Annotated in this window: 19 protein-coding genes; 8 read left to right on the forward strand and 11 right to left on the reverse strand. The window is 68.2% G+C overall.

From position 1 onward, the window contains the following. Nucleotides 1–36: 36 nt before the first annotated feature. The 5 genes from MBA17_RS24655 (at nucleotide 37) to MBA17_RS24675 (ending at nucleotide 6985) form a co-directional block, all read left to right on the forward strand. Nucleotides 37–831 (forward strand): IclR family transcriptional regulator, encoded by a 795-nt coding sequence (locus MBA17_RS24655; RefSeq protein WP_238498934.1) that lies wholly within the window; start codon nucleotides 37–39, stop codon nucleotides 829–831. Further along, nucleotides 828–1667 (forward strand): carbohydrate ABC transporter permease, encoded by an 840-nt coding sequence (locus MBA17_RS24660; protein ID WP_238498935.1) that lies wholly within the window; start codon nucleotides 828–830, stop codon nucleotides 1665–1667. Before MBA17_RS24655 ends, MBA17_RS24660 begins: the two co-directional genes overlap by 4 nt. Beyond that, a complete protein-coding gene (locus tag MBA17_RS24665; protein WP_238498936.1) occupies nucleotides 1664–2542 on the forward strand; it encodes a carbohydrate ABC transporter permease in 879 nt (292 codons plus the stop codon). Before MBA17_RS24660 ends, MBA17_RS24665 begins: the two co-directional genes overlap by 4 nt. Before the next feature lie 8 nt (nucleotides 2543–2550). Beyond that, nucleotides 2551–3828 (forward strand): ABC transporter substrate-binding protein, encoded by a 1278-nt coding sequence (locus MBA17_RS24670; RefSeq protein ID WP_238498937.1) that lies wholly within the window; start codon nucleotides 2551–2553, stop codon nucleotides 3826–3828. A 244-nt stretch (nucleotides 3829–4072) separates the two neighbouring features. Continuing rightward, nucleotides 4073–6985, forward strand: a complete 2913-nt coding sequence (locus MBA17_RS24675; protein ID WP_238498938.1) for a golvesin C-terminal-like domain-containing protein — start codon at nucleotides 4073–4075, stop codon at nucleotides 6983–6985. Between the two features lie 240 nt (nucleotides 6986–7225). On the opposite strand, the gene MBA17_RS24680 is transcribed toward MBA17_RS24675, so the two are convergent. Next, complete coding sequence (locus MBA17_RS24680) at nucleotides 7226–9538, reverse strand: ATP-binding protein (RefSeq protein WP_238499030.1); 2313 nt, start codon at nucleotides 9536–9538, stop codon at nucleotides 7226–7228. Nucleotides 9539–9645: 107 nt separating this feature from the next. On the opposite strand from MBA17_RS24680, the gene MBA17_RS24685 reads away from it, so the two are divergent. Then, the gene (locus MBA17_RS24685) at nucleotides 9646–9840 is read left to right on the forward strand and encodes a hypothetical protein (protein WP_455432838.1); all 195 of its coding nucleotides are present in this window, start codon (nucleotides 9646–9648) and stop codon (nucleotides 9838–9840) included. A 100-nt stretch (nucleotides 9841–9940) separates the two neighbouring features. Here the strand turns inward: MBA17_RS24685 and MBA17_RS24690 are convergent, their stop codons facing one another. The 3 genes from MBA17_RS24690 to MBA17_RS24700 are packed head-to-tail and all read right to left on the reverse strand — an operon-like array spanning nucleotide 9941 to nucleotide 12084. Next, nucleotides 9941–10654, reverse strand: a complete 714-nt coding sequence (locus MBA17_RS24690) for an SDR family oxidoreductase (protein WP_238498939.1) — start codon at nucleotides 10652–10654, stop codon at nucleotides 9941–9943. Between the two features lie 2 nt (nucleotides 10655–10656). Continuing rightward, nucleotides 10657–10974 carry an SDR family NAD(P)-dependent oxidoreductase gene (locus MBA17_RS24695; protein WP_238498940.1) on the reverse strand — a complete coding sequence of 106 codons (318 nt, stop codon included), beginning with the start codon at nucleotides 10972–10974 and terminating at the stop codon, nucleotides 10657–10659. Between the two features lie 30 nt (nucleotides 10975–11004). After that, entirely contained in the window at nucleotides 11005–12084 is a 1080-nt protein-coding gene (locus tag MBA17_RS24700; protein ID WP_238498941.1) for a PQQ-dependent sugar dehydrogenase, read from the reverse strand. Between the two features lie 174 nt (nucleotides 12085–12258). Here MBA17_RS24700 and MBA17_RS24705 point away from each other — a divergent pair, with 174 nt between their 5' ends. Together MBA17_RS24705 and MBA17_RS24710 are read left to right on the forward strand one after the other, a co-directional pair. After that, nucleotides 12259–12963 carry a TetR/AcrR family transcriptional regulator gene (locus tag MBA17_RS24705; protein ID WP_238498942.1) on the forward strand — a complete coding sequence of 235 codons (705 nt, stop codon included), beginning with the start codon at nucleotides 12259–12261 and terminating at the stop codon, nucleotides 12961–12963. Nucleotides 12964–13184: 221 nt separating this feature from the next. Then, nucleotides 13185–13580: an alpha/beta fold hydrolase gene (locus MBA17_RS24710; protein WP_238498943.1), complete on the forward strand. Its 396-nt coding sequence runs from the start codon at nucleotides 13185–13187 to the stop codon at nucleotides 13578–13580. 550 nt (nucleotides 13581–14130) lie between these two features. On the opposite strand, the gene MBA17_RS24715 is transcribed toward MBA17_RS24710, so the two are convergent. From MBA17_RS24715 to MBA17_RS24745, 7 genes are all read right to left on the reverse strand, one after another. After that, the gene (locus MBA17_RS24715; protein WP_238498944.1) at nucleotides 14131–15156 is read right to left on the reverse strand and encodes a DUF4331 family protein; all 1026 of its coding nucleotides are present in this window, start codon (nucleotides 15154–15156) and stop codon (nucleotides 14131–14133) included. Between the two features lie 15 nt (nucleotides 15157–15171). Beyond that, nucleotides 15172–15609: an ATP-binding protein gene (locus MBA17_RS24720; RefSeq protein WP_238498945.1), complete on the reverse strand. Its 438-nt coding sequence runs from the start codon at nucleotides 15607–15609 to the stop codon at nucleotides 15172–15174. Nucleotides 15610–15712: 103 nt separating this feature from the next. Further along, complete coding sequence (locus MBA17_RS24725) at nucleotides 15713–17629, reverse strand: PucR family transcriptional regulator (protein WP_238498946.1); 1917 nt, start codon at nucleotides 17627–17629, stop codon at nucleotides 15713–15715. Nucleotides 17630–18061: 432 nt separating this feature from the next. After that, nucleotides 18062–18643, reverse strand: a complete 582-nt coding sequence (locus tag MBA17_RS24730; protein ID WP_238498947.1) for a GTP-binding protein — start codon at nucleotides 18641–18643, stop codon at nucleotides 18062–18064. Beyond that, complete coding sequence (locus MBA17_RS24735; RefSeq protein WP_238498948.1) at nucleotides 18624–18998, reverse strand: DUF742 domain-containing protein; 375 nt, start codon at nucleotides 18996–18998, stop codon at nucleotides 18624–18626. The genes MBA17_RS24730 and MBA17_RS24735 overlap by 20 nt, the downstream gene beginning before the upstream one ends. Then, on the reverse strand, nucleotides 18995–19426 hold the full coding sequence (locus tag MBA17_RS24740) for a roadblock/LC7 domain-containing protein (RefSeq protein ID WP_238498949.1): 432 nt from the start codon (nucleotides 19424–19426) through the stop codon (nucleotides 18995–18997). The genes MBA17_RS24735 and MBA17_RS24740 overlap by 4 nt, the downstream gene beginning before the upstream one ends. Before the next feature lie 29 nt (nucleotides 19427–19455). Next, complete coding sequence (locus MBA17_RS24745) at nucleotides 19456–21144, reverse strand: sensor histidine kinase (protein WP_238498950.1); 1689 nt, start codon at nucleotides 21142–21144, stop codon at nucleotides 19456–19458. Nucleotides 21145–21426: the final 282 nt, after the last annotated feature.

Here is a 21426-nt window from a genome sequence, read left to right on the forward strand (position 1 = left end):
TCCCACATAGTGCAAGGCTATTGCAATGGAGACAGGATGGCTTCCGATCAGGGAAATAATCAGAGCGTAGAACGGGCGATCTCCGTGCTGCGGGCGTTCCTGACCGGTCGCCCCGAGCTACGCGTGTCAGACGTCGCGAAGGCCACCGGGCTGGGCACATCCACCGCGTCCCGGCTGCTCGCCACGCTGGAGACGCTGGAGTTCGTGGAGCGCGACGAGGTGAGCGGCCTGTACCGGCTCGGCACCGCGCCGATCACGCTCGGCGGGGTGGCGTTGAACCAGCACCCGGTCCACCGCGAGGCGCGGCAGATCGCGCAGGACCTTGCCGCGGCCCTCGGTCTGGGCGTGAACGTGGCGATCAGACAGGACGACTCGATGTTCTACCTGGCCAACTTCGAGGGCAGGCTGGCCCCGCGCTCCTATGTGCTGACCGGCCAGCGCAAGCCGCTGTACGCCACCGGCATCGGCAAGTGCCTGCTGCTCGGCCTGTCCGCCGCGGAACGCCGCTCGCTGCTGCCCGCGATGCCGCCCTTCACCCCGAGCACGATCAGCGGCCACGACCACCTGGACGAGGAGCTGGCCACCGTGCTCGGCCGCGGTTACGCGACCGAGGTCGAGGAGTTGGCCTTCGGCCGTGCGTGCGTGGCCGCGCCGATCCGCGACCGGTCCGGCGCGGTCGTGGCGGCGATCTCCATTTCCGGGCCGCTGTCGACGATCGGCCTGCCGGCCCGCGAGGCCGAACTGGCCAGGACGATCATCGAGACCGCCGACTCCGTCAGCATCGGCCTGGGTTACGTCGGCCCGGCGCACCTGCTGGGCAGCCGGACATGAGGAAGCTGACCAACGGGCAGTTCGCCTGGTTACTGATGGCGCCGGGCGTGGCGCTGTTCCTCGCGATCATCGCCTATCCCCTGGTGGCCGCGCTGGTCACCGGCTTCTTCGAGCAGAGCCTGGTCCGCCCCGGCCGTACCTTCGTCGGCCTGGCCAACTTCGCCGACCTGCTCGGCGGGGACTTCTGGCCGGTGCTGCGCAACACGCTGGTCTTCACCCTCGGCGCGACCGTGATCCCGTTCCTGCTCGGGTACGTGCTGGCCCTGGCGCTGAACTCCGGGCTGCCGGGCTTCCTGCGCGGGCTGTTCCTGTTCCCCTGGGTGATCCCCGGCGTGGTCGTGTCCTTCCTGTGGCTGTGGATCTTCAACGCGAACTACGGCGTACTCAACGGGCTGCTGGGGACCGAGATCAGCTGGCTGGGACAGCCCGGCACGGCGATGGCCGCGGTGATCGTCACCAAGACGTGGGCCAGCTTCCCCTGGATGATGGTCATGCTCCTGGCCGGGCTGCAGACGATGCCCCGCGAGCTGCACGAGGCCGCCGCGGTGGACGGCGCAGGCGCGATCCGCCGGTTCAGGTCGGTCACGGTGCCGCACATGAAGGGCATCGCCGGGATCGTTTTCCTCCTGGAGTTCATCTGGAACTTCCAGCACTTCGACACCATCTACGTGCTCACCGGCGGCGGCCCCGCCGGCGCCACCAAGACGTTCGCGGTGGCCGTCTACGACACGGCGTTCAAGGGGTTCGACCTGGGCCACGCCACCGCCCTGGGCGGGCTGTGGATGGTGCTGCTACTCATGCTCATGGTGCTCTACCTGCGCAAGGAGGCTTCGTGACGGTGACCCTGAGCGCGTCCGTGCCCACGGCCCGGACCAGGCGGAGATCGCCCGTCAACCGCTCCCGCGTGGCGGCCTGGATCGCCGTCGTCGTCATCGGCCTGTTCGGCCTGGCCCCGATCTACTGGCTGGTGGTCACGGCGCTCACCCCCGACGACCGGGCCTTCAGCTTCCCGCCGTCGCTGATCCCGACCGAGATCACCTTCGAGCACTTCACCCGGCTGGCGGAGAACCGGCAACTGTTCCAGTACCTGGCGAACAGCGTGATCGTGTCGGTGATCACCGCGATCCTCAGCGTGATCGTGTCGGCCTACATGGCCTACGCCTTCTCCAAGTTCCGCTACCGCGGCCGCAAGTCGCTCATGCATCTCGTGCTGGCCTCGCAGCTCTTCCCACAGGCGCTGCTGCTGGTCACCCTGTACGCCCTGTTCAGCGCCACCGGCCTGCTGGGCAGCTACACCGCGCTGATCCTGTCGTTCACCACGTTCACGCTGCCGCTGTGCGTGTGGATGCTGAAGGGCATCTTCGACACCGTGCCGTCCACGCTCATGGAGGCGGCGGCGATCGACGGTGCCTCCCGGTGGCGGACGCTGCACACGATCGCGCTTCCGCTCGCCGCGCCGGGGCTGATCGCCGCGGGCCTGTTCGCGTTCGTCCGCGCGTGGAACGACTTCGTCTTCGCCCTCACCCTCGCCGACCCCGCGCGGCAGACCCTGCCGCCGGGGCTGGTGCACACCTACCTCGGTGAGTTCCAAACCGCCTGGCCAGACCTCATGGCCGCGTCGTTCGTCGTCTCGCTTCCGGTCATCGCCGCGTTCATGTTCCTGCAGCGATACCTGGTGGGCGGGCTCACGGCCGGCGCGGTCAAGGGATAGGAGACCAAATGAACACGCTCAACCGCCGGGACGCCCTGCGGCTGCTCGGCCTGTCCACCCTTGGGGTGACCGCGCTGGCGGCCTGCGCCCCCGACGCCTCCGGCGGCGCCCCCCAGGGTGACACCGCCGCCAAGTCCTTCGGCTTCACTTCCTGGTCGCTGAACGAGGAGGCGCAGAAGGCCGCGGTGCAGGCCATCGTGGACGGCTACGCCGGCAGCAACGGCGTCAAGATCACTACGGCCTCGTTCCCGTACAACGAGTACCTCAACCAAGTGACCCTGAAGCTGCGCGGCGGGCAGCTCACCGGGGCGATCCAGCTCGACGTCGCGTGGCTGGGCGCGCTGGCCGCGATGGGCAGGCTGCGCGACCTCGCCACGCCGGCTGCCAAGGGCGGCTACACGGACGTGGCGCTGTCCAGCGGCCAGACCGGCGGCAAGCAGCTCGGGCTGCCCTGGACGACCGGCTCGATCGGCCTCATCGCCAACACCGGGCTGCTGGAGAAGGCCGGAGTGGACGGCATGCCCGCCACCGTGGCGGAGTTCGAGGCGGCCCTGCGCAAGGTGGCCGCGCTCGACGGCGTGATCCCGTACGCCGCCGCCACCAAGGCGGCCCAGCTCAAGGACATCCTGCCGTGGATGCGGACGTTCGGCAGCCCGCTGCTGGCCGAGGATCAGATCACGGTCGGCGACGACCCGTCGGTGGCGGCCGTGGAGTGGTACAAGAAGCTCTACGACGCCAAGCTGATCGCGCCGGACGTGGACCGCTTCGACGCGCGCGCGCTGTTCGCCCAGGGCAAGGCCGCCTTCTACGACGACGCGATCATCGCGCGCGGCGTGGTGGAGAGCCAGGCGCCGGACAAGTCGCTGACGGCCAAGATGGCGCCGCTGTCCCGGCCCGTGCTGAAGGCGGGCGACTCGCCGCAGGCCCTGCTGTGGGGGCACGTGATCGCCGTGGTCGAGGGCGAGGGCGCCGACGCCGCCGCGGCGTTCGCCGCGCACGCCACCTCCGACACCGCCACGGTCGCCACCTTCTTCGAGAAGGTGAAGCTGCCGCCGACGACCGCCGCCGGCCTGGCCGACCCCAAGGTGTCCGGTGACGCGTTCACCACCGAGTGGACCGAGAAGATCACCAAGACCGCGACCGCGAACCCCTTCTGGCGGTACGCCGGCTACGCCCAGATCGAGACGGCCATCGCCGAACAGGTACAGGCCGTGCTCGTCGGCGACTCCTCCGCGAAGGAGGCACTGGCAAAGGCCACCGAGACCGCCAAGGGCCTGCAGAAATAGGAAGACCGCCCGGTAGCGGGCGTGTTCCGCGGGACGGCAATTCCGCGGTCCCGCTTGCACCGGGGGCCCCTGACACCCCCTGCCCGTCACGACAGTGGTGCACGGTCCATGCTCGCATGCCCGGTCCCCGGTTCCCGCCCTCCGGCGGTTTCCCCGGGCTGCGAGCGTGGGCGCCTTCGGCGCGATCCCGCGCGGCCCCGCACCAGCCGCGCACATGCCCGAACCGACCCCCCGAGGACGACTCATGCGTCGCTTCCCCTCGCTCATCCCCCTCGTCCTGTTCGCCTTGCTCGCCACCGTGGCGCCGGCCGTACCGGCGCAGGCCGCCTCCGGTCCGATCGCCGACACCGGCGACACCATCGTCATCACCGGCGACACCTACCGCATGACCATCCAGAAAGCCCGCTTCCGGTACTCCTTCGCCCGGCGCGACGGCACCGTGATCGCTCCCGCCCACGCCGAGTCTGGCCTGCGCGTCGGCGACGCGGACGCCACCACCACCGAACTCGCCGGCAAGGCGGCGGGCACGGCCGTGCTCGACGTCACCCTGGAGACCGGCGCGAAGGTGCGGGTGAAGGTGCACCCGTCCGCCCGTCATGTGAAGATCACCGCCGACCGGGGCGCGGACTTCCGCACCGGCCCGGTGGCGCCCGCGTACGGGCTCGGCGACTACGGCGCGCACGCCGACGGGCAGCCCGACCAGGGCACCCCGTGCAGCGGCCAGGTCGAGGCGCGCCGGACGACGGAGCTGACCGGCATCGTCCTGGACAACCTCACCAACGAGGGCAGTTGCAAGCGGTTCATCTCCACCTTCGTGGTCTTCCCCCGGCAGAAGTTCGCCGAGGTGCTCTTCGACGAGGGGCAGAAGCGGGTCGGCCTCACCACCTCGGAGAACCGGCTGGGCAGCACCGAGCCCGCGCAGGGCCTGTACTACTTCGCCGCCACCGACCTGAAGCGGATCTACGCCGACTACCGCGACGCGAGGCACCGGCACGGCTACGCCGACGTCCGGCCGCGGCCGGAGATGTTCGGGCTGGGTTGGGAGGCGTACGGCGCGCTGGCCTGGAACACCTACCAGTCGTCGGTGACCGAGACTGTCAAGGCGTTCAAGGACCACGGCTACCCGCTCCGGTGGGGCGTGGTGGGCTCCGGGTTCTGGCCGGGCCCGCGCGGAAACAAGTCCGAGGGGACGACGAACAGCTTCGGCATGTGGGACTCGGTGCACGAGCCGGGCCGCGACGACGGCCTGCCCAACCCGCGCTACCCCGACCCGGACGCGCTGAAGAGGCTGTTCGCGGACAGCGGTATGGCCCTGCTGCTCGGCGCGCGTAACAACTTCAAGGTGGAGCCCACGGCCAACGACGGCCCGTTCACCGCCGAGGCCCTGGCCAAGGGCTACTTCCTCCCGGTCAAGGTCACCAAGGCGCAGTTCCCGGCGGGCGAGACGTACGTGCTGGACGGCGCGAACCCGAAGGCCGTGCAGTGGTTCGTGGCGCAGAGCCGCAAGTGGGGCGTGGACGGTTTGAAGGAGGACACCATGCTGTACGCGCCCAACCTGAACCGCGACGGCAACTGGAACGCCTTGCAGAAGGCGCTGCACGACGCCGGCGACCTCGTCGTCGTCCGCAACGCCGCCTACTCGGTGCCCGGCGACTGGGTGCGCATCAACGACACGATCTACGGCCGCGGCGAGGCCTTCCACGAGGACCCCGACCGGATGCCGGTGAACCTGCTCAACATCGCCGCCAGCGGCCCCGGCAACGTGTCCCCCGACATCGTGGGCGGCACCCCCCGGGCCTCGCTGACCGACCCGTCCTACCGGCGCTACTTCTGGCGCAACGCGCAGTTCGCCGCGCTGACGCCGGTCATGACCTTCGGCAAGGGACCCTGGGAACTGGAGGACCCCGAGCTGGCCGCGTCGGTGAAGCGGATGACGCTCTGGCACGACTCGCTCCACCCCTACATCTACGACGCGGTGCTCGACGGCCACGAGTCCGGCTTCCCGTACGCGATGACGCCGTTGTCCATCGCCTACCCCGACGCCGTCCCCGGTTCCGTCGGCCACGAGTGGATGCTCGGCGAGTCGCTGCTGGCCGCGCCGCTGTTCGGGCGGGACTTCGATACCGCGCAGACGCGGGACGTCCACCTGCCCGCGGGCAAGTGGATCGACTACGAGACCGGCGCGGTGTACCAGGGGCCGCGGACCCTGACGGACCACCCGATCGGGATGGACCGGCTGCCGGTGTTCGTGGGCGGCAAGGGCGTACTGATCACGCGCTCCGGTGCGGAGGTGTACCCGATCGCGCGGGGCTCGGTCTTCGACGCCCAGGGCACCCGGATCGTCAACGCGAACACCGGCTGGGACCCCGCCAAGCTGGTCGTCACCGACGCCAGGACCGGCCGCCGGGTGTCCTTCACCGTGGACTCCAAGACCGGCGCGATCCGCTTCCCCGTGGCCCGGGGACACCAGTACGTGCTGTCGGGCGGCGGCACGGCGGCGCACCCGTTCCCGGTCGAGACCGAGGTCCCGGCCGCGCCCTCCGGACTGTCGCACCAGGGCGCCACGCTGTCGTGGACGCCGGTCGAGGGCGCCCGCGGATACGTCGTGACCGGCGGCTGCTACTCGGCCGTGGCCGGAAGCACGACCGGGGCGACCGGCCTCACCGTAGCCCCCGGCGTCTACCGGGTCGCGGCGATGAACGCGGCCGGCACCGGTCCCCTCTCCGAGCCCCACACGGTGGTGCCCCCCGCTTCCTCCGGCCCGGTCGTCGTGACCAACGAGGGCGGCCCGCCGACCTGCTCGGACACGCCGCCGTACCGGGAGACCGGAACCTGGTCCTCGAGCAGCCTCAAGGGCTTCGACGGCTCCGGTACCCGGTTCAGCACGACCGAGGGCTCGACGGCCACCTGGACGGCGCGCCTGCCCTCCGGCTCGTACGAGGTGGCCGTCTGGTACCCCGCGCACACGACCAGCGCCAAGCAGGCGGCCTACCGGGCCGGCGGCCAGGACGTAGTCGTCGACCAGACCTCCTCGGGTGGCCAGTGGCACTCTCTTGGCACCTGGCCCTTCGACGGCCTCGCCTCGGTGACCCTCTCCGTCAGCGGCGCCGGCAACCACCGCGCCGACGCGGTCCGCTTCACCCCCACACCGCGATGACCCCAGGCGCCAGGCCGAGATCATGTTGCCGTGGCTCCCCGCGCGGCCGGTCGCCGCCGAGGCCGGCGGCTCAGCGCCCAGCGTAGAAGGCCCGGCCACCACGCCATCCGCCGCCACCGCCACCGCACCGCCGGCGGCGGCGGGGACTCTGGTCGGTCCTAACTCAATATTCGAGCGGCACAGGGTGGAGGACGCCTTCCGCCCGCCGCTGGGAGTGTCGCGCTATCAGTGACGGTGGCGTCAGGTCTCCGGCTGCCATTGAGCCTCCATCCAGGCCGTGTCGCCGCTGGTCAGGGCTTCGACACGGACGCCCGGCGTGGCCGGTGCCGGCACGTCGACCGCGCCACAGTCGGCGATCACGCTGACCGACACCAGCGCGGAGCTGCCCACGACGGTGACGCGGGCGCGGGAGACGGCGGTGGCGAGGCCGACGAGGACCGCTTCTGTGAGGTCTCGTCTGACCTGAACCGGCGGTGTCGACCATTGGCCGCGTGAGTCGAGTTCCACCACGACGCCCTTGCGGTCGGCGACGTCGATGCAGTGGCGCAGCTCGTGCAGCAGGGGGTTGGCGGCCTCGTCGGACTCGGCGAACAGGCGGCGCATGCGGGCCGCCTCGATGGCGCAGCGCCGCTGGACCAGCGGGTTCTCGGGGTCGAGTGAGCCGTCGGCGAGCCCTTCCAGCAGCGGCACGGTGGTGACCGACAGCTCGGCGAAGCGCTGTTGCCTGCGGCGGTGCGACTCGCCGACGACGGCTTCGGCGACGCGTACCTGCTCGATCTCCCTGCGCGCGGCCACCGCCGCCGTGCCGAGGCCGGCCAGCACGGTCGCCAGTACCGCCAGGAACAGCGGGTAGCCGATCACGGTGACGGACCCGGTCGCGAACCGGGCCAGCGTCACAAGGGTGGCCCCTTCGAGCACGACCAGGTGGAACAGCGCGACGAGTTCGTGGGCCGCCATGAACAGCACTGCGGAACGCAGCGGACGGTCCAGCACCACGATGAGTCCCGGCCAGGTGGCCGCGGCGAACATCCAGTCCTCACCGGTCGACGTGCGCCCGTCCGGAAGGGCCACGTACGACAGCAGGGAGACGGCGAGCACGACCGCGATGACCGGGCCGCGCCACCGGCCCCACGATCGCCGGCGGACGACCAGCACGGCCTCCGCGATCAGCACGACCCCGAGCGCCGCGAAGGCGCCGATCTGTGCGAGCGGCGTGTCATAGGAGGGGAGGTAGCGTATGACGGTGGGGAGCGCGAGCCCGAACACGCACACCATGGCGACGAACAGCGTCGTGATCCGCAGGCCCCGCCCCAGTTGCGCCCGCGCCGACTCCTCCACGGGGTCATTCGCCATGGCCCAGCTCACCGCCGGCACGCCGTCCGGCCCGGCGTCGCTCCTCACGGCGTCACCGGCGGGAGCTTCACCCGCAGCGTCGGCGGCGTGCCATTCGAGTCGGACCCGGGTTCCCTCGCCGGCGGCGGAGGTGATCGTGGCCGTGCCGCCGACGCGTTCCATCCTGCCGTGTATGGACTCGCGCATGCCGCGCCGGGTCCCCGGCACGTCGTGCGGCGTGAACCCCCGCCCCTCGTCGGCGACGTCGAGCCGCAGCGCCCGCGCGTCGCCGCTGAGCCGGACGATCGCGCGGGTGGTGCCCGAGTGGCGGCGCACGTTGGCGAGGGCCTCGCCCGCCGCGTCGGTGATCGCCCTGACGACGCCGAACGGGAGACGCAGCCGGTCGGGGCCGTCGAAGTCCACGCTCAGGTGCGTGACGGCGAGGTCGGCGCGCAGCAGATCGACGAGGTCGGTCTCCTCGGGCGCCCGCCCGCCGAGAGAACGCAGCCGGCCCAGGTCACGCCGCGCCTGCGGGGCCAGCCAGCCGGCGTCCGAGCGCACCTGCCCCAGGCCCACCATCAGCAGGGTCGTCGCCGCCGTGTCGTGCAGCGAGTTGACCTGCTCGCGCTCCTCGGCGCGCACGCCCGCGGCCCGCAGCGCCTCCCCACGCGTCCGCAGCGCCTCGTCCGCCAGAGCTTCGGTCCGTTTCGCCGCACGGTTCATGAAGATCCAGGCCACTCGGCCGAGCGCGGTGCCCGGCAGCACCAGCATCGTTGCCGTGACCAGGCTGGAGTCCACCTCCCACGCCCCCGCCGCCAGGAGGATCACCACCGCCCCGCCCACGGCAGTGAGCGCGGCCACCCCGCCCACCCTCGGCGAGGTGTGCCACTGATAGGTCATGCAGGCGAAGGTGACCAGCAGCCGCAGCCACCCCGTGTTCAAGTCCTCCACGGCGCCGGTCCAGAAGACGGTGCCGAACAGCCCGATCATGACGGCCACGTCGAGGGCGACGAGCGCGCTGCCCCGCCCCGCCCGCAGCCACCACGCGAACCCGCATGTCCAGGCCGCCGCGACGGCGACCACGACCGCGGTGCTCACCAGATGCTCGCCCGGCGCCCGGAACGGGGCGATGGCGCAGATGGGCACCAGCGTCGCGAGGCGCACCGCGGAGGCGTACTTGCGGCCGTAACGCTCCAGCAGCCCCGCGGCTTCCCCTGCCAACCGCCGCCCCTCGCCTCAGCTACGTTCTCGCCGCCACGCAGCCTAACGTCTCGGCCACCCGGAATGCAGGCGAGGATGGCCTGCTGTTTCGCGGTTCGACAGGGAGCGTGCTATCCGGCTCGGCCGTCGCCAAGGTCTGGAAGCAAGCCCGAACGTTCGCGCTCACCCCTGACCAGGTCGCCTCACCGCCGGCCGCCCGGCCGTACGATCTGCGGCACGCGGCGGTCTCCCTCTGGCTGAACGCGGACGTGCACGCGCCTGAGGCGGGCTCGCCGACCCCCGCGTACGCGAGGCACCGTTGAACGCTTTCCAGATGGCCGTCGAAGGCCGGCTCACTCCCGGCAGCCACTGACCCCTCAACAACCAAGACCGGTCGTTAAGTTGATATACCGGGCGCTGTGGTCATATGGGCTGTCCGATCGGTCGGATGGTCAGGGTGTTGAGGTCGACGCCTGCTGGTTGGTCGAGGGCGAAGCAGATGGCCTCGGCGACGGGCTCGGGAGCCAGGGCGAACAAGGGTGCGCTGTCGCCTGGCCAGAAGGGGGTGTCGGTCATGCCGGGATTGATGAGGGTGATACCGATGCCGCGGGTGGTGGCGTGCATCCGCAGGTTCTCGGCGAGTCCGGTGACGGCCCACTTGGTGGCCGAGTAGAGGTTGGCGGGGGTGTTCTTCAGCCCGGCGACGCTTCCGATGAGCACCAGCCGCCCGCCGGTGGCTTCAAGGTGGGGCAGGGCGGCCTTGGCCAGCAGGGCGGGGCCGAGGACGTTGGTGAGGACCATGGGCGGCCACAGCGTCGGATCGCCGTCGCTGAGGGTCGCACCTGCGGTGCGCTGGTAGTCGCCGGAGGTGAATCCGGCGTTGGCCACCGCGGCGTGCAGGGCGCCGAAGCGCTCCACGGTGCGGGTCACGGCGGAATGGGTGGCCTGCCAGTCGGCCGCGTCCGCGATGAGGCCCAGCAGCCGGTCGGGGCGGCCGGCCTCGTCGAGGAAGGCCTTGAGCTTGGTTTCGTCGCGGCCGGTGACGGCCACGCGGTGGCCGCGGTCGAGGAGCAACCGCGCGGTGTGGGCGCCGATGCCGCTGGTCCCGCCGGTGATCAGTACGGTCTTGCCGGTCATGGTCATGCTCCCGGGACCTCGGGCGAGTCCGGGTGGAGCACCTGCTCGGGGAGCATGATGCCGGCCATCGCGACCAGGACGTTGAGATCCGGGTGCTTCGCGGTCACCGTCTCGGACAGCCGGCGGACCGAGGCGTGGCCGGTGACGTCGAACGTCTCGGCGTCCATCCCGGGGGGCGCCGCGACGATCTCGCCGAGCAGTTCGCGGCGCCGCTCGGCGACGATCACGCGGTTGCCCGCTTGGTGGAGTCGGACGGCCGGGCCGCGCCCGATGCCGGAGGTGCCACCGGCCACCAGCACGGTGTTTGCGGTGATCTTCATGATGTGTCGTTCCCTTCTTCGGCGCTGTCGTCAGTTCTGTACGGGCAGTTCGATGCGGACGATGCGGTCGTCGCCGGGGCGGGGGTCGGTGCCGCCCCAAGTGGCCTGGTCGGTGTTGGACGTGACGATCCACAGGGCGCCATCCGGGGCCACCTCGACGGTGCGGATGCGGCCGTATTCGCCGACGAAGTGCGTGATCGGCTCGCCGGCCGCGCGCGGTCCCTGGACGGGGAGTTGCCAGAGACGCTGCCCGCCGAGGGCGCCCATCCACAAGGAGCCGTCGGCGTAGGCGATTCCCGAGGGGGAGGCGTCGTCGGGATGGAGGGTGAAGAGGGGCGGTCGGCCGGTGTCGCCGGCGACGCCCTCGGTCTCGGGCCAGCCGTAGTCCGTGCCCGGGGTGAGCACGTTCACCTCGTCCCAGGTGCGATGGCCTAGCTCGGAGGCGTACATGGTGTCGTCGGGGCCGAACGTGATGCCCTGGACGTTACGGTGTCCGCCGGAGTAGATGGCGGTGCCGGACGGATTGTCGGCGGGGATCGTGCCGTCGGTACGGATCCGCAGGATCTTGCCGTTCAGTGATGCGTCGTCGGCGGCGTTCTCGGGGAGGAACGCGTCGCCGGTGCCGATCCACAGGTTGCCGTCCGGCCCTATGCGCAACCGGCCGCCGTGGTGCCGATCCGCCGTCTGAATGCCGTCGATCAGCACGCGGGTCTGGGTGAGTGAGCGGTAGTCGGGGGCGATCCGGAGCGCGACCACGCGGTTGGTGGACGAGCCGGACACGTACGCGAAGACGGTCGGGTCGGAGTCGAACCGCGGCGAGGTGGCGAGGCCGAGCAGCCCGCCCTCGGCGCTGGTCACGACGCCCGGCACCCTGCCGACGGGCTGGGCCGCGCCACCGTCCGGTGGGATGCGGACGATCTCTCCGGACAGCCGCAAGGAGACCAATGCGGAACCGTCCGGGAGGAACGTCAGGCCCCAGGGCGCCTGCAGCCCGGTCACCAACTCCGTGCGTTCCTCCAGCGCCGATGACGACCTACTGATGCTCGGCGACGCCGTCGCCGGTGAGCTCGGCCGGGTCGCGGCGGCGCCGGACTCGGTGCCGGTCGTCATGCACGCTGCGAGGCTGACAGTCACGGCTCCCGCGAGCAGGAGCATCGGTACGGATCTTGTGGTCGGCGATCGGTTCATGGCCACCCCCTGACTGGTATCGATAGCGACGCTAACGCTAATGAATGATCACTGATATCGCAACTATCGATATCAGTTTTCTGTTAGCATCGATTCGTGAGTGATCGGGAAGAGGTTCGCCAACGCGTCATCGACGCCGCGACCGGGCTGCTCCGCGACAAGGGCCGCGAAGGAGTGACGACGCGCACCGTCAGCGCGGCGGCCGGCGTGCAGGCACCCACGCTCTACCGCCTCTTCGCCGACATGAACGGGCTGCTCGAAGCGGTCGCGGCCGATGGATTCGCGCGCTACCTCGCGCAGAAGCACAACCAGACGCTCTCCGATGACCCTGTGGAGGATCTGCGCCGCGGCTGGGACACGCACATCGGCTTCGGCCTGGAGAACTCGGCGCACTACCTGCTCATGTACGGCCAGCCCACTCCCGGGTCCCGGAGGCGCACCACCGAGCAGGCGCTGGAGCGGCTTCGCCTGCTGGTCGAACGCATCGCCGTCGCGGGCCTGCTCTCGGTCGGCGTCGAGACCGCCGTAAGCATGGTGCACGCCGCGGGCGTCGGCCTCACGCTCAACCTCATCGGGACACCTCCCGAGGAGCGCGATCCCGCCCTCCCCGACCGTCTGCGCGAGGCCATCATCGCGTCGATCACCACGGCGGCCCCGACCGGCATCCCCCCGAGCGCGGCCCAGCGCGCCGTGGCCCTGAAGGCCGTACTCGGCGAGGTGCCCGACCTGTACAGCCTGGGCGAGCGGGCCTTGCTGAACGAACTCCTCGACCGCGCCGCGAACCACACCCCAGCCCGCTGAGGTCGCCGACGGATGGGCGTCGACAGTGTGGACGACGAGGCCGCTCCGCCCCGGTGTAAAAACTCGCAGAGATCGCCATCGCGGACGCGGTCTACGACGCCGCCGGATACTGCATCCACGCAACCCATCACCGCGAGACACCGATCCGATACGCCGCCACACCAGGCCACCGTTCACCCGATCCCCACGAGCCTTGACATAGGCGCCACCAAGGAGCATTTATGTCCCCCACCTCCACGCTGGTGTTCGTTCACGGTTTTTGGCACGGCTCCTGGTGCTGGAGTGAAGTCGTCCCCCATGTGGTGGCCGCCAGGCGTCTGGCCGCTGCGGTGGACATGGCGGGGCACGGGCTGTACGCCCGCCGTCCTCAGTGGCTCACTAAACAGCCGTACAACCCCGAGGCGATCAGCACAGAGGTTTCGCCCGTGGCGGACGTGAGTCTCGACCATGCGGCCGAGTTGCTGACTTCGCAGATCAAGCGGATCGGCGGCGGCGAGCCAGTTACGGTGGTCGCCCACAGCGCGGCCGGCCCCGTACTGACGCGAGTGGCCCAGCGGACGCCAGAGCTGGTTGCGCACGCGGCTAGTGCCTGCCCGCGCACCAAGAGTAGAAAATGACGACAATTCCCCACTCACTGCCCATAGGAATAGGAAACGCCTGTACGGGCACGTCCGCCGGACTACCGCTCCAATGCCGCCGGCTGGCGAGCGGGGCAGCGCCGGCCATGGGAATCCAATACGTGGAGTTCGCTGTGCTGAAAATCTATTAGAAGCAAGATCATTTAGTGCCGCGCGATGCCGTTTGATGGGAGTTCATGCCGCTTTCCGCGCACATTGCATGTCCGGCAGTGCCGGGTGCTGACGACGCGTGACGGGGCGTACGAGCACGCACCGAGCGCGGTCAGCGCAGCGACACTTCCGTAGGCTACGGCTGGAATCTTGGTAATCGTGAACACAGCGGCGACCTTGATCCACGTCACAGCGGGGGATCTTGGGCAGGGACGGTCGGCGGGTGAAGCGCTGGGGGTTGGCTGCCCGGAACTGGTCGATGGTCGCGGCGCGTTTGTCCTGGATCATTTGCGCGGTGCCGATATGCATGCGCTAAACCGCCGTTCGCGTGAATGGCGTTCTCGATGAACGATGCGGCGAGTCCACCGGAGGATGGGGGTCAGGGCGCCGGTGCCACCAGCAAGGGCGGGGAGAGATAAGGGAAGCCCGTGCGGAGCGTTCCCGTGGCTGAGTTGGGGTCGAGGCCCATCGCGATCGGCGTGTTGAGCACGAGCCCGAACATGACTTCCGGTGTGCAGTCCGTCAGGCTGCGGCCGTTACGCCTGCTGGGAGAGAACTCCGCCGTGGTTCCGATCTCGTAGCGGAGAATGTCGGGAAAGATCAGGTCGCGAACGTGGCGACCATGGCCAGAGGGGTTCTGGTGGGTGCCCATGGCTCTGACCACGTCCGCGACCAGCTTTTCTGCGAGCGCCCCGTAGATGGCGCGATCCTCGCGCGGCTGGGTGGTGTTGTATTCGCTGGAGCGTTCGGTGTCGTCCGGATTGAAGATGGTGTTGACCAGTGGCTGCGCGCATCGGTTGATCTGGCGCCAGCCGCCGGCGTCGGTGGGCAGGACGCTCGTCCCCCAGAAGCCGATGGAGGTCGTCTCGAACGCGGTGTCCGGCACCTCGAGCACAATGGCGCTGACGTTGGTGCCGCCGAAGACGTTCTCCGGGTTGTCGCGGTCCCAGCCGTCCAGGTTGAGCGGGCTGCCGGTGGTGACGGCCGTCACGACGGCCCCGACGACCGAGCCGTCGATGAAGAAGGGATCGCCGGCCAGCCCTGCCCAGACGCGTACTCCATCCTCGCCGACGATCTCCTCGTCGGTCCGTCCCGTGGCCACGATCACCCCGGTGGCGTCGCGGTTCCGCGCGTCCGGCCCTTCCAGCCTGCGAAGCTCGATCGACTGCCTGCCATCGGCTTCGCCGGGGCCGAAGGTGGCCCGGTAGGTGATGTCCTCGACCGCGTCGCCATCAGCATCAACCTTGAACTCGTAGAGCGCTTCAGGATGGAAGCCGTCAGACCCGGAGAGCGGGTTCACATTGATGACGAAGACGGTTCCCGATGTCCCTCGGAAAAGATAGACATCGCTGATGTCAAGGCGCTTGTCCTGGCGGGCAAGTGGTGAGTCTAGGTGGTGGGACATGGAGCTCCCTGGAAGCTATTTATTGGTATCACTGGCGCGCGAGAGGATCTGCGTCCACCAGATGACCTTGCCGATGCTCGATGGTGCCACCTCGAAGCCCCAATCCTTTGCAAGGCCGTCCACAATAATCAGTCCGCGATATTGCTCATCGTCGTGTGCGGCTCGGATCAACAGGGGTGGGCGCGGGTCGGGATCAGAGATCTCGAAACGCAGGGTGTCACCGGATAGGTAAATGCAAAAGTGGATGAAGCCCGCTCTTCGTAGCTCGGGATGCACATGTTTGGCGGCGTTGGTGGCCACCTCGGAGGTGATCAACTTGGCCTCCTCGATGGTTTCCGCATGTACACCCCAGAGCGACAGGATGTTTTCCACGGTTCGACGTGCGACGATCGGCTTAAAGCCGTCCAGGTGCCATTCGCAGGACGTGGTCCGTTCCGTTGTTCCCTGGATCATCTATCACCGCCGAGCTCGGGGCACCCAATCGATTGTTATGGCCACTTCGATGGTAGGGCGATCGATGGCAGTTCTTCCGGTTTCTATCTGCACAGTGATGCGGTCAGCCGGTTTCATGCTGCTCGGTCAGCCTGGCGTGAATGCCTTCCGTCCGGAGAGAAGCCGTGGCCTGGCGGTCCTGCCGTGACAGCCTGGCTGGATCCAATATGCGGAAGGCGAGCACAAGTTCGTGCCTCGCGGAAGGCGCATTCAGCAAAGACCGGGCAAGGATTTCTTCGATGCGGATCAGGCGCTTGCGCGTGGCCGGCACGGACAGTCCCAGCACCGAGGCGGTCGTGTCCAGCCGGGCATTGCTCCTCAGCCAGGTCTGTAAGGTCTCGAGAAGACGCGCGTCGACCCCGTGTAGCGGGGTGAGATACGACTCCGCCCAGTGGAATGCCGCCGTAGTGTCGAGGAGCGCGTCCAGCGTCACTTCGCCGGGTTCGTCGCTGTCGGGTCGTGACGGCTGAGCGAGGAGGCGCAGCGCGAGCTGGATCTCCGCCTGGGTTTCGAGATCGTTCAGATCACAGCTCAGGAGTCGCTCGATGTGGCGCAGCCGGGCGGACAGCGTGTTGCGGTGGACCTTCAGCTGACGCGTCGCTCCGCTGAAGAAGGTGAGCCAGGACGTGAGAGTCCCCTTCAGCTCCTCGGCGTCGGGATCCTGGCGGCGTTCGGGCCGATAATCCAGCAGCAGGCGCAGTGATCTGGCCGCCCATTGGTGGCCTCCCGCGCCCAGCAGCGATGTTACGTCTTCGCGCGAACTGAATGTCGCGCACCGCGCGTCGATTGCCCTGGCGACCGCGAGCGCATGAAACGCCTGCTGATATCCCGCAGCCACATCACGCAGGTCCACGAGTCGCCCGGCTCCGACGTAGCACCCCGGGTTGCTCGCTACCAGGGCACGCAACGCCTGGTCCAGCGGGTTGTCCGCCTCTTCTGAGTCGGCCGGGGCCAGGACGATGAGATGGCGGGCATAGACGGGACAGCGCACGATCCACGCGCGGCCCTCGGTGACCTCGGCGCACCTCCTGGCGTAATCACCTCTGCGGCTCGCCGGGCACTCCACGATGTAAACGCGGGTGAGATCGGGGAGCCGCGACCCCAAAGCCTTGGTGACGCGTCGTGCCGCCTGGACGTGGCCGAGCATGAGCAGATGCAGGACCGCCTCGCGGCTGTGCGACTCCGCCAGATCGACCTGGTGCGAGTGTCGGCCGAGCGCTTCCAGCCGCCACCGAAGCCACAGCAGGCCCGCAGCGTCGGACACCAGGCTCCGCATCCGAGAGGGGAACGGTCCGTCCCGGGCGACGAGGAGAACCGGGTTCGGCTCCTGGCTGCCGATGGACATGATGTGGGCGACCTGCGTGCCCAGGCTGATGGCAGCTGATCGCGCCTGCTTGGTGACGACGCGGCGGATATCCTTCTCCGCCCGGGAGAAGAGCTCCACCGAGGGCCCGGGGAAGGCGTAAAGCAGAGAACCGGCGGGGTCGACCAGGACCGCGTGCCCGGATATCTGCCGGGCGAGCCATTGCAGAAGACGGCTGAGGCCATCTGACTGCAGCACGATGCGCTGCATCTCCTTCAGTTGATCGGTGTGCTCGTGGAGCTCGCGCTGCTGTTCCTGGCGGATCACGTAGTGGATTCGGGCCCATACATGCGGCACGTCACCCGGCACTGTGAGCAGCGGGACGTCGTGTTCTCTGGCGGCCACCAGCGATTCCGACAGGGCGTCATCTCCGTTGGCTCCCGCAAGAATCACTCCGGCGGCGTTCGCGACGGCTGGCCAATCGATGCGCGGCCCGGTCGGCCGGACGAGCAGCACATCGTTCAGCGCGTGAATCGGCGTGCCGGCTCCCGCGCTCGCCGCCCACGTCCCCTCGACGACCGCCGCCACGGGCCTCCCGCCATACCGAACCGCGTCGTCGCTGTCCACGAACCGCAGGCCCAATTCGGGCCGACTCACCAAACCGCTGAGAGTGGGCATGCGCGCTCCTCGCTGGCGCCGACAAAGGACCGGCTTGTGTGGTCGCGGCCCACATTGGGCGAGCCGCACCCAAGTGCTTAATCTCACACAGGTACAGTCCGTTGTGGGACGATTTGTTGAGTCTCCCGGTGGAGGGCCTAGCTCAAATGCCGGGGAGTTAGGGCTCGCAGATCATTAATACGCCGTTTTGATCTTCGCGTGCGGGATGATACTCGCGACGCCGGAGACATCTACGACCTGGCCGCAGCGAAGGTTCTCGGACATAGCTCTCTGCCCCGATCCGTGACCGCGCCACACACTTTGCGCCTGAGCCAATCTCAGGGTCCATTGACAACGTTCGGCGGGCATCACAAGGTCGGCCAGAGGGCGTGGCCATGCATCATGGAGGTCTCCGTGTGCGGACAGGTCTGCGATGAATTATGCGAAAATGGATCAGGCGGAAGGTGAAGGGGCGTCGGCGAGAATATGCTGGATCAGGGACCGAAGCACCGATGTGGCGGACCGGGTATCCCGTGCGTCGCACAACACGATCGGCACGCGTGAGTCGAGTTCGAGTGCGGCTCGCACCTCTTCCGGTTCATAGGGGAACGCATCATCGAACTCGTTGACCGCGACGAGGAATGGGATGCCACGATTCTCGAAGAAGTCGACGGCGGCGAAACATTCCTGCAGCCGACGGGTGTCAGCCAGCACAATGGCACCAAGAGCTCCGTCGGACAGCTCGTCCCACATGAACCAGAAGCGCTCCTGCCCAGGCGTTCCGAACAGGTAGAGTACGATATTATGCTGCTGAATGGTGATGCGGCCGAAGTCAAATGCAACGGTGGTTGTGGACTTTTCCTCCGTCCTGCTGATATTGTCGATACCCACGCTGGCCGTAGTGATGAGCTCCTCTGTATTCAGTGGCTCGATCTCGCTCGTCGCGGCGACGTAGGTCGTCTTTCCGACGCCGAATCCACCCGCGATCAGAATTTTGACCTGGGTGGGGGGAACCTCAGATTCGTTGTAGACCATCGAGCAGCTTCTCCAAGAGAACTCGGTCGGCGACGTGGCTGGAGGAAGAAGACGATGCCCAGGTAGCTATGGCCCCGCAGTCCACTAAATCGGCGAGGAGGACCTTGGTAACCATTACAGGAAGTCGTATGTACGCCGCCACCTCGGCGACCGAGATAGGTGTCTGGCACAGCTCGAGCACCTTGACGTGTTCCGGATCAACGCCCGGGCTGGCCCGGCCCGTTGTGACCACCAATGAGAGCAGACCCAATTCAACAGTTGGGCGGGTGCGGCCCGCGTTCACTGTGTATGGGCGTATTAACGGGCCGGCTTCGTCATCAAGCCATACTTCATCGTCACCGGCTGTCATGTTCATCGGATCCTGCCACCAGGGCCAGTTGCCGACGGGCGGGTCGCTGTGTCCAGGAAGGGCCTAACGGCCTTGATCAGCCGAGCCATCTCAAGACCGACGACAGCCGGGTCGGCGTCTCCCTTCGCCAGCACCGCGAGAACCGAGTTGTAACCGGCCCACGAGATGAACAGCTGACTGGACTTGAGTTCTGCCACGACCTGGCGGACTTCGTTGCCGCCATCGAATTTGTTGCAGGCGCTCCGTGCCATGGAAAATAGTCCGGAGGCGAGTGCCGCGAGATATTCTGAGCTGTCACGGTCCAGGCCGTAGGTGGCTTTCATCAATCCGTCGGAGGACAGCAGCACACTGCCACGAATGGCAGGGACCTCCCGGGACAGACCCTCCAGCAGCCAGGCGAGGTCCGGAGTCTGGTTCGAAGAGACGGCGCTCAATGGGACGCTCCTTCTAGGTTTGTGGTGTTCTACGAACCGGTGTTACCAGTCTCATCGTTCAGGTCTTCGTCCTGGCCAATACGCATCCCCTTCTTGAATGCCGCCATCAGCCCGTGATCGTGGCTGATGTCCGCATCGTCATCCAAAGGTGCGGGAGCATTGAGGAGTTCGGGCGCCATGTTCGCCTGAGGACGACGTCTCGGCAGTTCCGGGCGTCGGCCGTCACCTCTCCGAGAGCCGAGGTCGGTCCGCCCGCGCGTTTGCCGGGCGGGCGGGCCGGCGCTCTGTTTCCGCCAAGCCTCGGACGGACCGTCAGGGCGGACACCGGCATCGTGGTCGCTCAGCACCGGGGTCTGTATGGGGTCCTGTCCAGAACCGGAGAAAGGCATCGACGAAGAACGCGCGCCTGGCGTACCGGCCCGTAGCGCCGGCGCGGGTTCGGCGAACTCGGGTGGCGTTGCCTGTCGTGCGACAGTCTCCTGCGTTTCTGAACCGATCAACTCATTCGGGATCACGACGATGGCCTGGGTGCCGCCGTAGAGGTTGGTCTGCAGCCTGACAACGACTTTGTGCCGACGTGAGAGGGCGGATACCACGAGCAGCCCGATACGGCCGTCCTCCACCAATGCGTCGACGTCGATTCGTTCCGGATCGGTGAAAAGATCGTTCAGCCGACGCTGGGTTGCTCGAGGAATTCCGAGGCCGCGGTCTTCGACCTCGATGGCCACGCCGGCGGTTACGGCTTCTACGCGGAGGAGCACCTGCGTGTGCGGCGGCGAGAACTTGGTCGCGTTCTCAACAAGCTCGGCGAGCAGATGGATGACGTCCGCGGCCGCGCCGCCGTCCAGGGTCCCATCGACCGGCGGCACCACTTTGACCCGGTTGTAGTGCTCGACCTCGGCGATGGCCGAGCGCAGGACCTCGTACACGGTCACCGGCCTGCTCCACTGGCGCCGCGAGGCGGCCCCACCGATCACAGCGAGGCTTTCGGCCTGTCGGCGCAGGCGAGTATTGAGGTGATCGACCCTGAACAGGCCCTTGAGCAGCTCCGGATCCTCGACCTGGTTCTCCAGCTCGTCGAGTCCCTTCATCGCCCGATGGGTCAGTGACTGCATTCGCCGGGCAAGGTTGACAAAAACCTCGACTCGCTGCGCGGGGCCGCCGCTGATTTTCGGGCTCCCCGCGTTGATCACAGCGTTCCAGGCCTCGTCCTGAGCTTTCTGGACTTCATGCACAAGGTGCGCGATGGGGTCGCCGGTCGTTGCAGGCCGGAATTCGACGCCGCGTGGTGCGAGAACCCCGCCGGCCGCGATCCGCTCTGCCAGGCCCTGCAGTTCTTGCCTGCCGCGGGACACCAAGGACTCCAGCTCGCCGAGTCGTCGCTGCAAGTCCGGGGGGCGGAAGGCCGAACGGCCGAATATCTGACGCTCCCGCCGAGTCGCCTTGTCCGCCGCGACGATAGTGGCGCACATGACGGCCACCGCTCCCGCGGCAATGACGGCCAGTGTCGGCCAAGCCTCCGGCGACGAGGATCCCGCCACGATCAGTTCCGTCACCGCGATCAGCCCGAGGCACGCCATAAGGGCTGTGGGAAGGATGGAGATGCACAGATGGAAGGCATGAACGCTGACCGGACGACGTTTACCGCGGCGTGGCCTGCCATGGCTTCCGACGTCGTGGCGTTCGGGGGCGGCGGGAGGCAGAGGAGGCTCAGACATAGGCGTCCTTGGTACAGGGGTGATCGGTCAACAGGGGTCACCATACTGAGACAACTGCACGTATACCGGTCAATCCGGCCTTTGAGGTGATGCGGGTTCGGTCGGCAGGGGCGACGGCCCTTTCGTTGATGCGGGAGTCCGCGGCTGGACTGCAACCCGCGGCGAGCCTCAGGCACCGGACTGCGTCGGCCACCAGTACTACATCCCTAGATCGAGTGTGTCCAGTTAACGGTGTATCTCAATCTTGCTTCGTTTTTGGTGGTCAGACGGCCTTCAGGGTGA

The organism is Dolomitihabitans soli, assembly GCF_022213955.1.
In the GTDB taxonomy this organism is placed as follows: Bacteria; Actinomycetota; Actinomycetes; order Streptosporangiales; family Streptosporangiaceae; genus Streptosporangium_A; species Streptosporangium_A soli.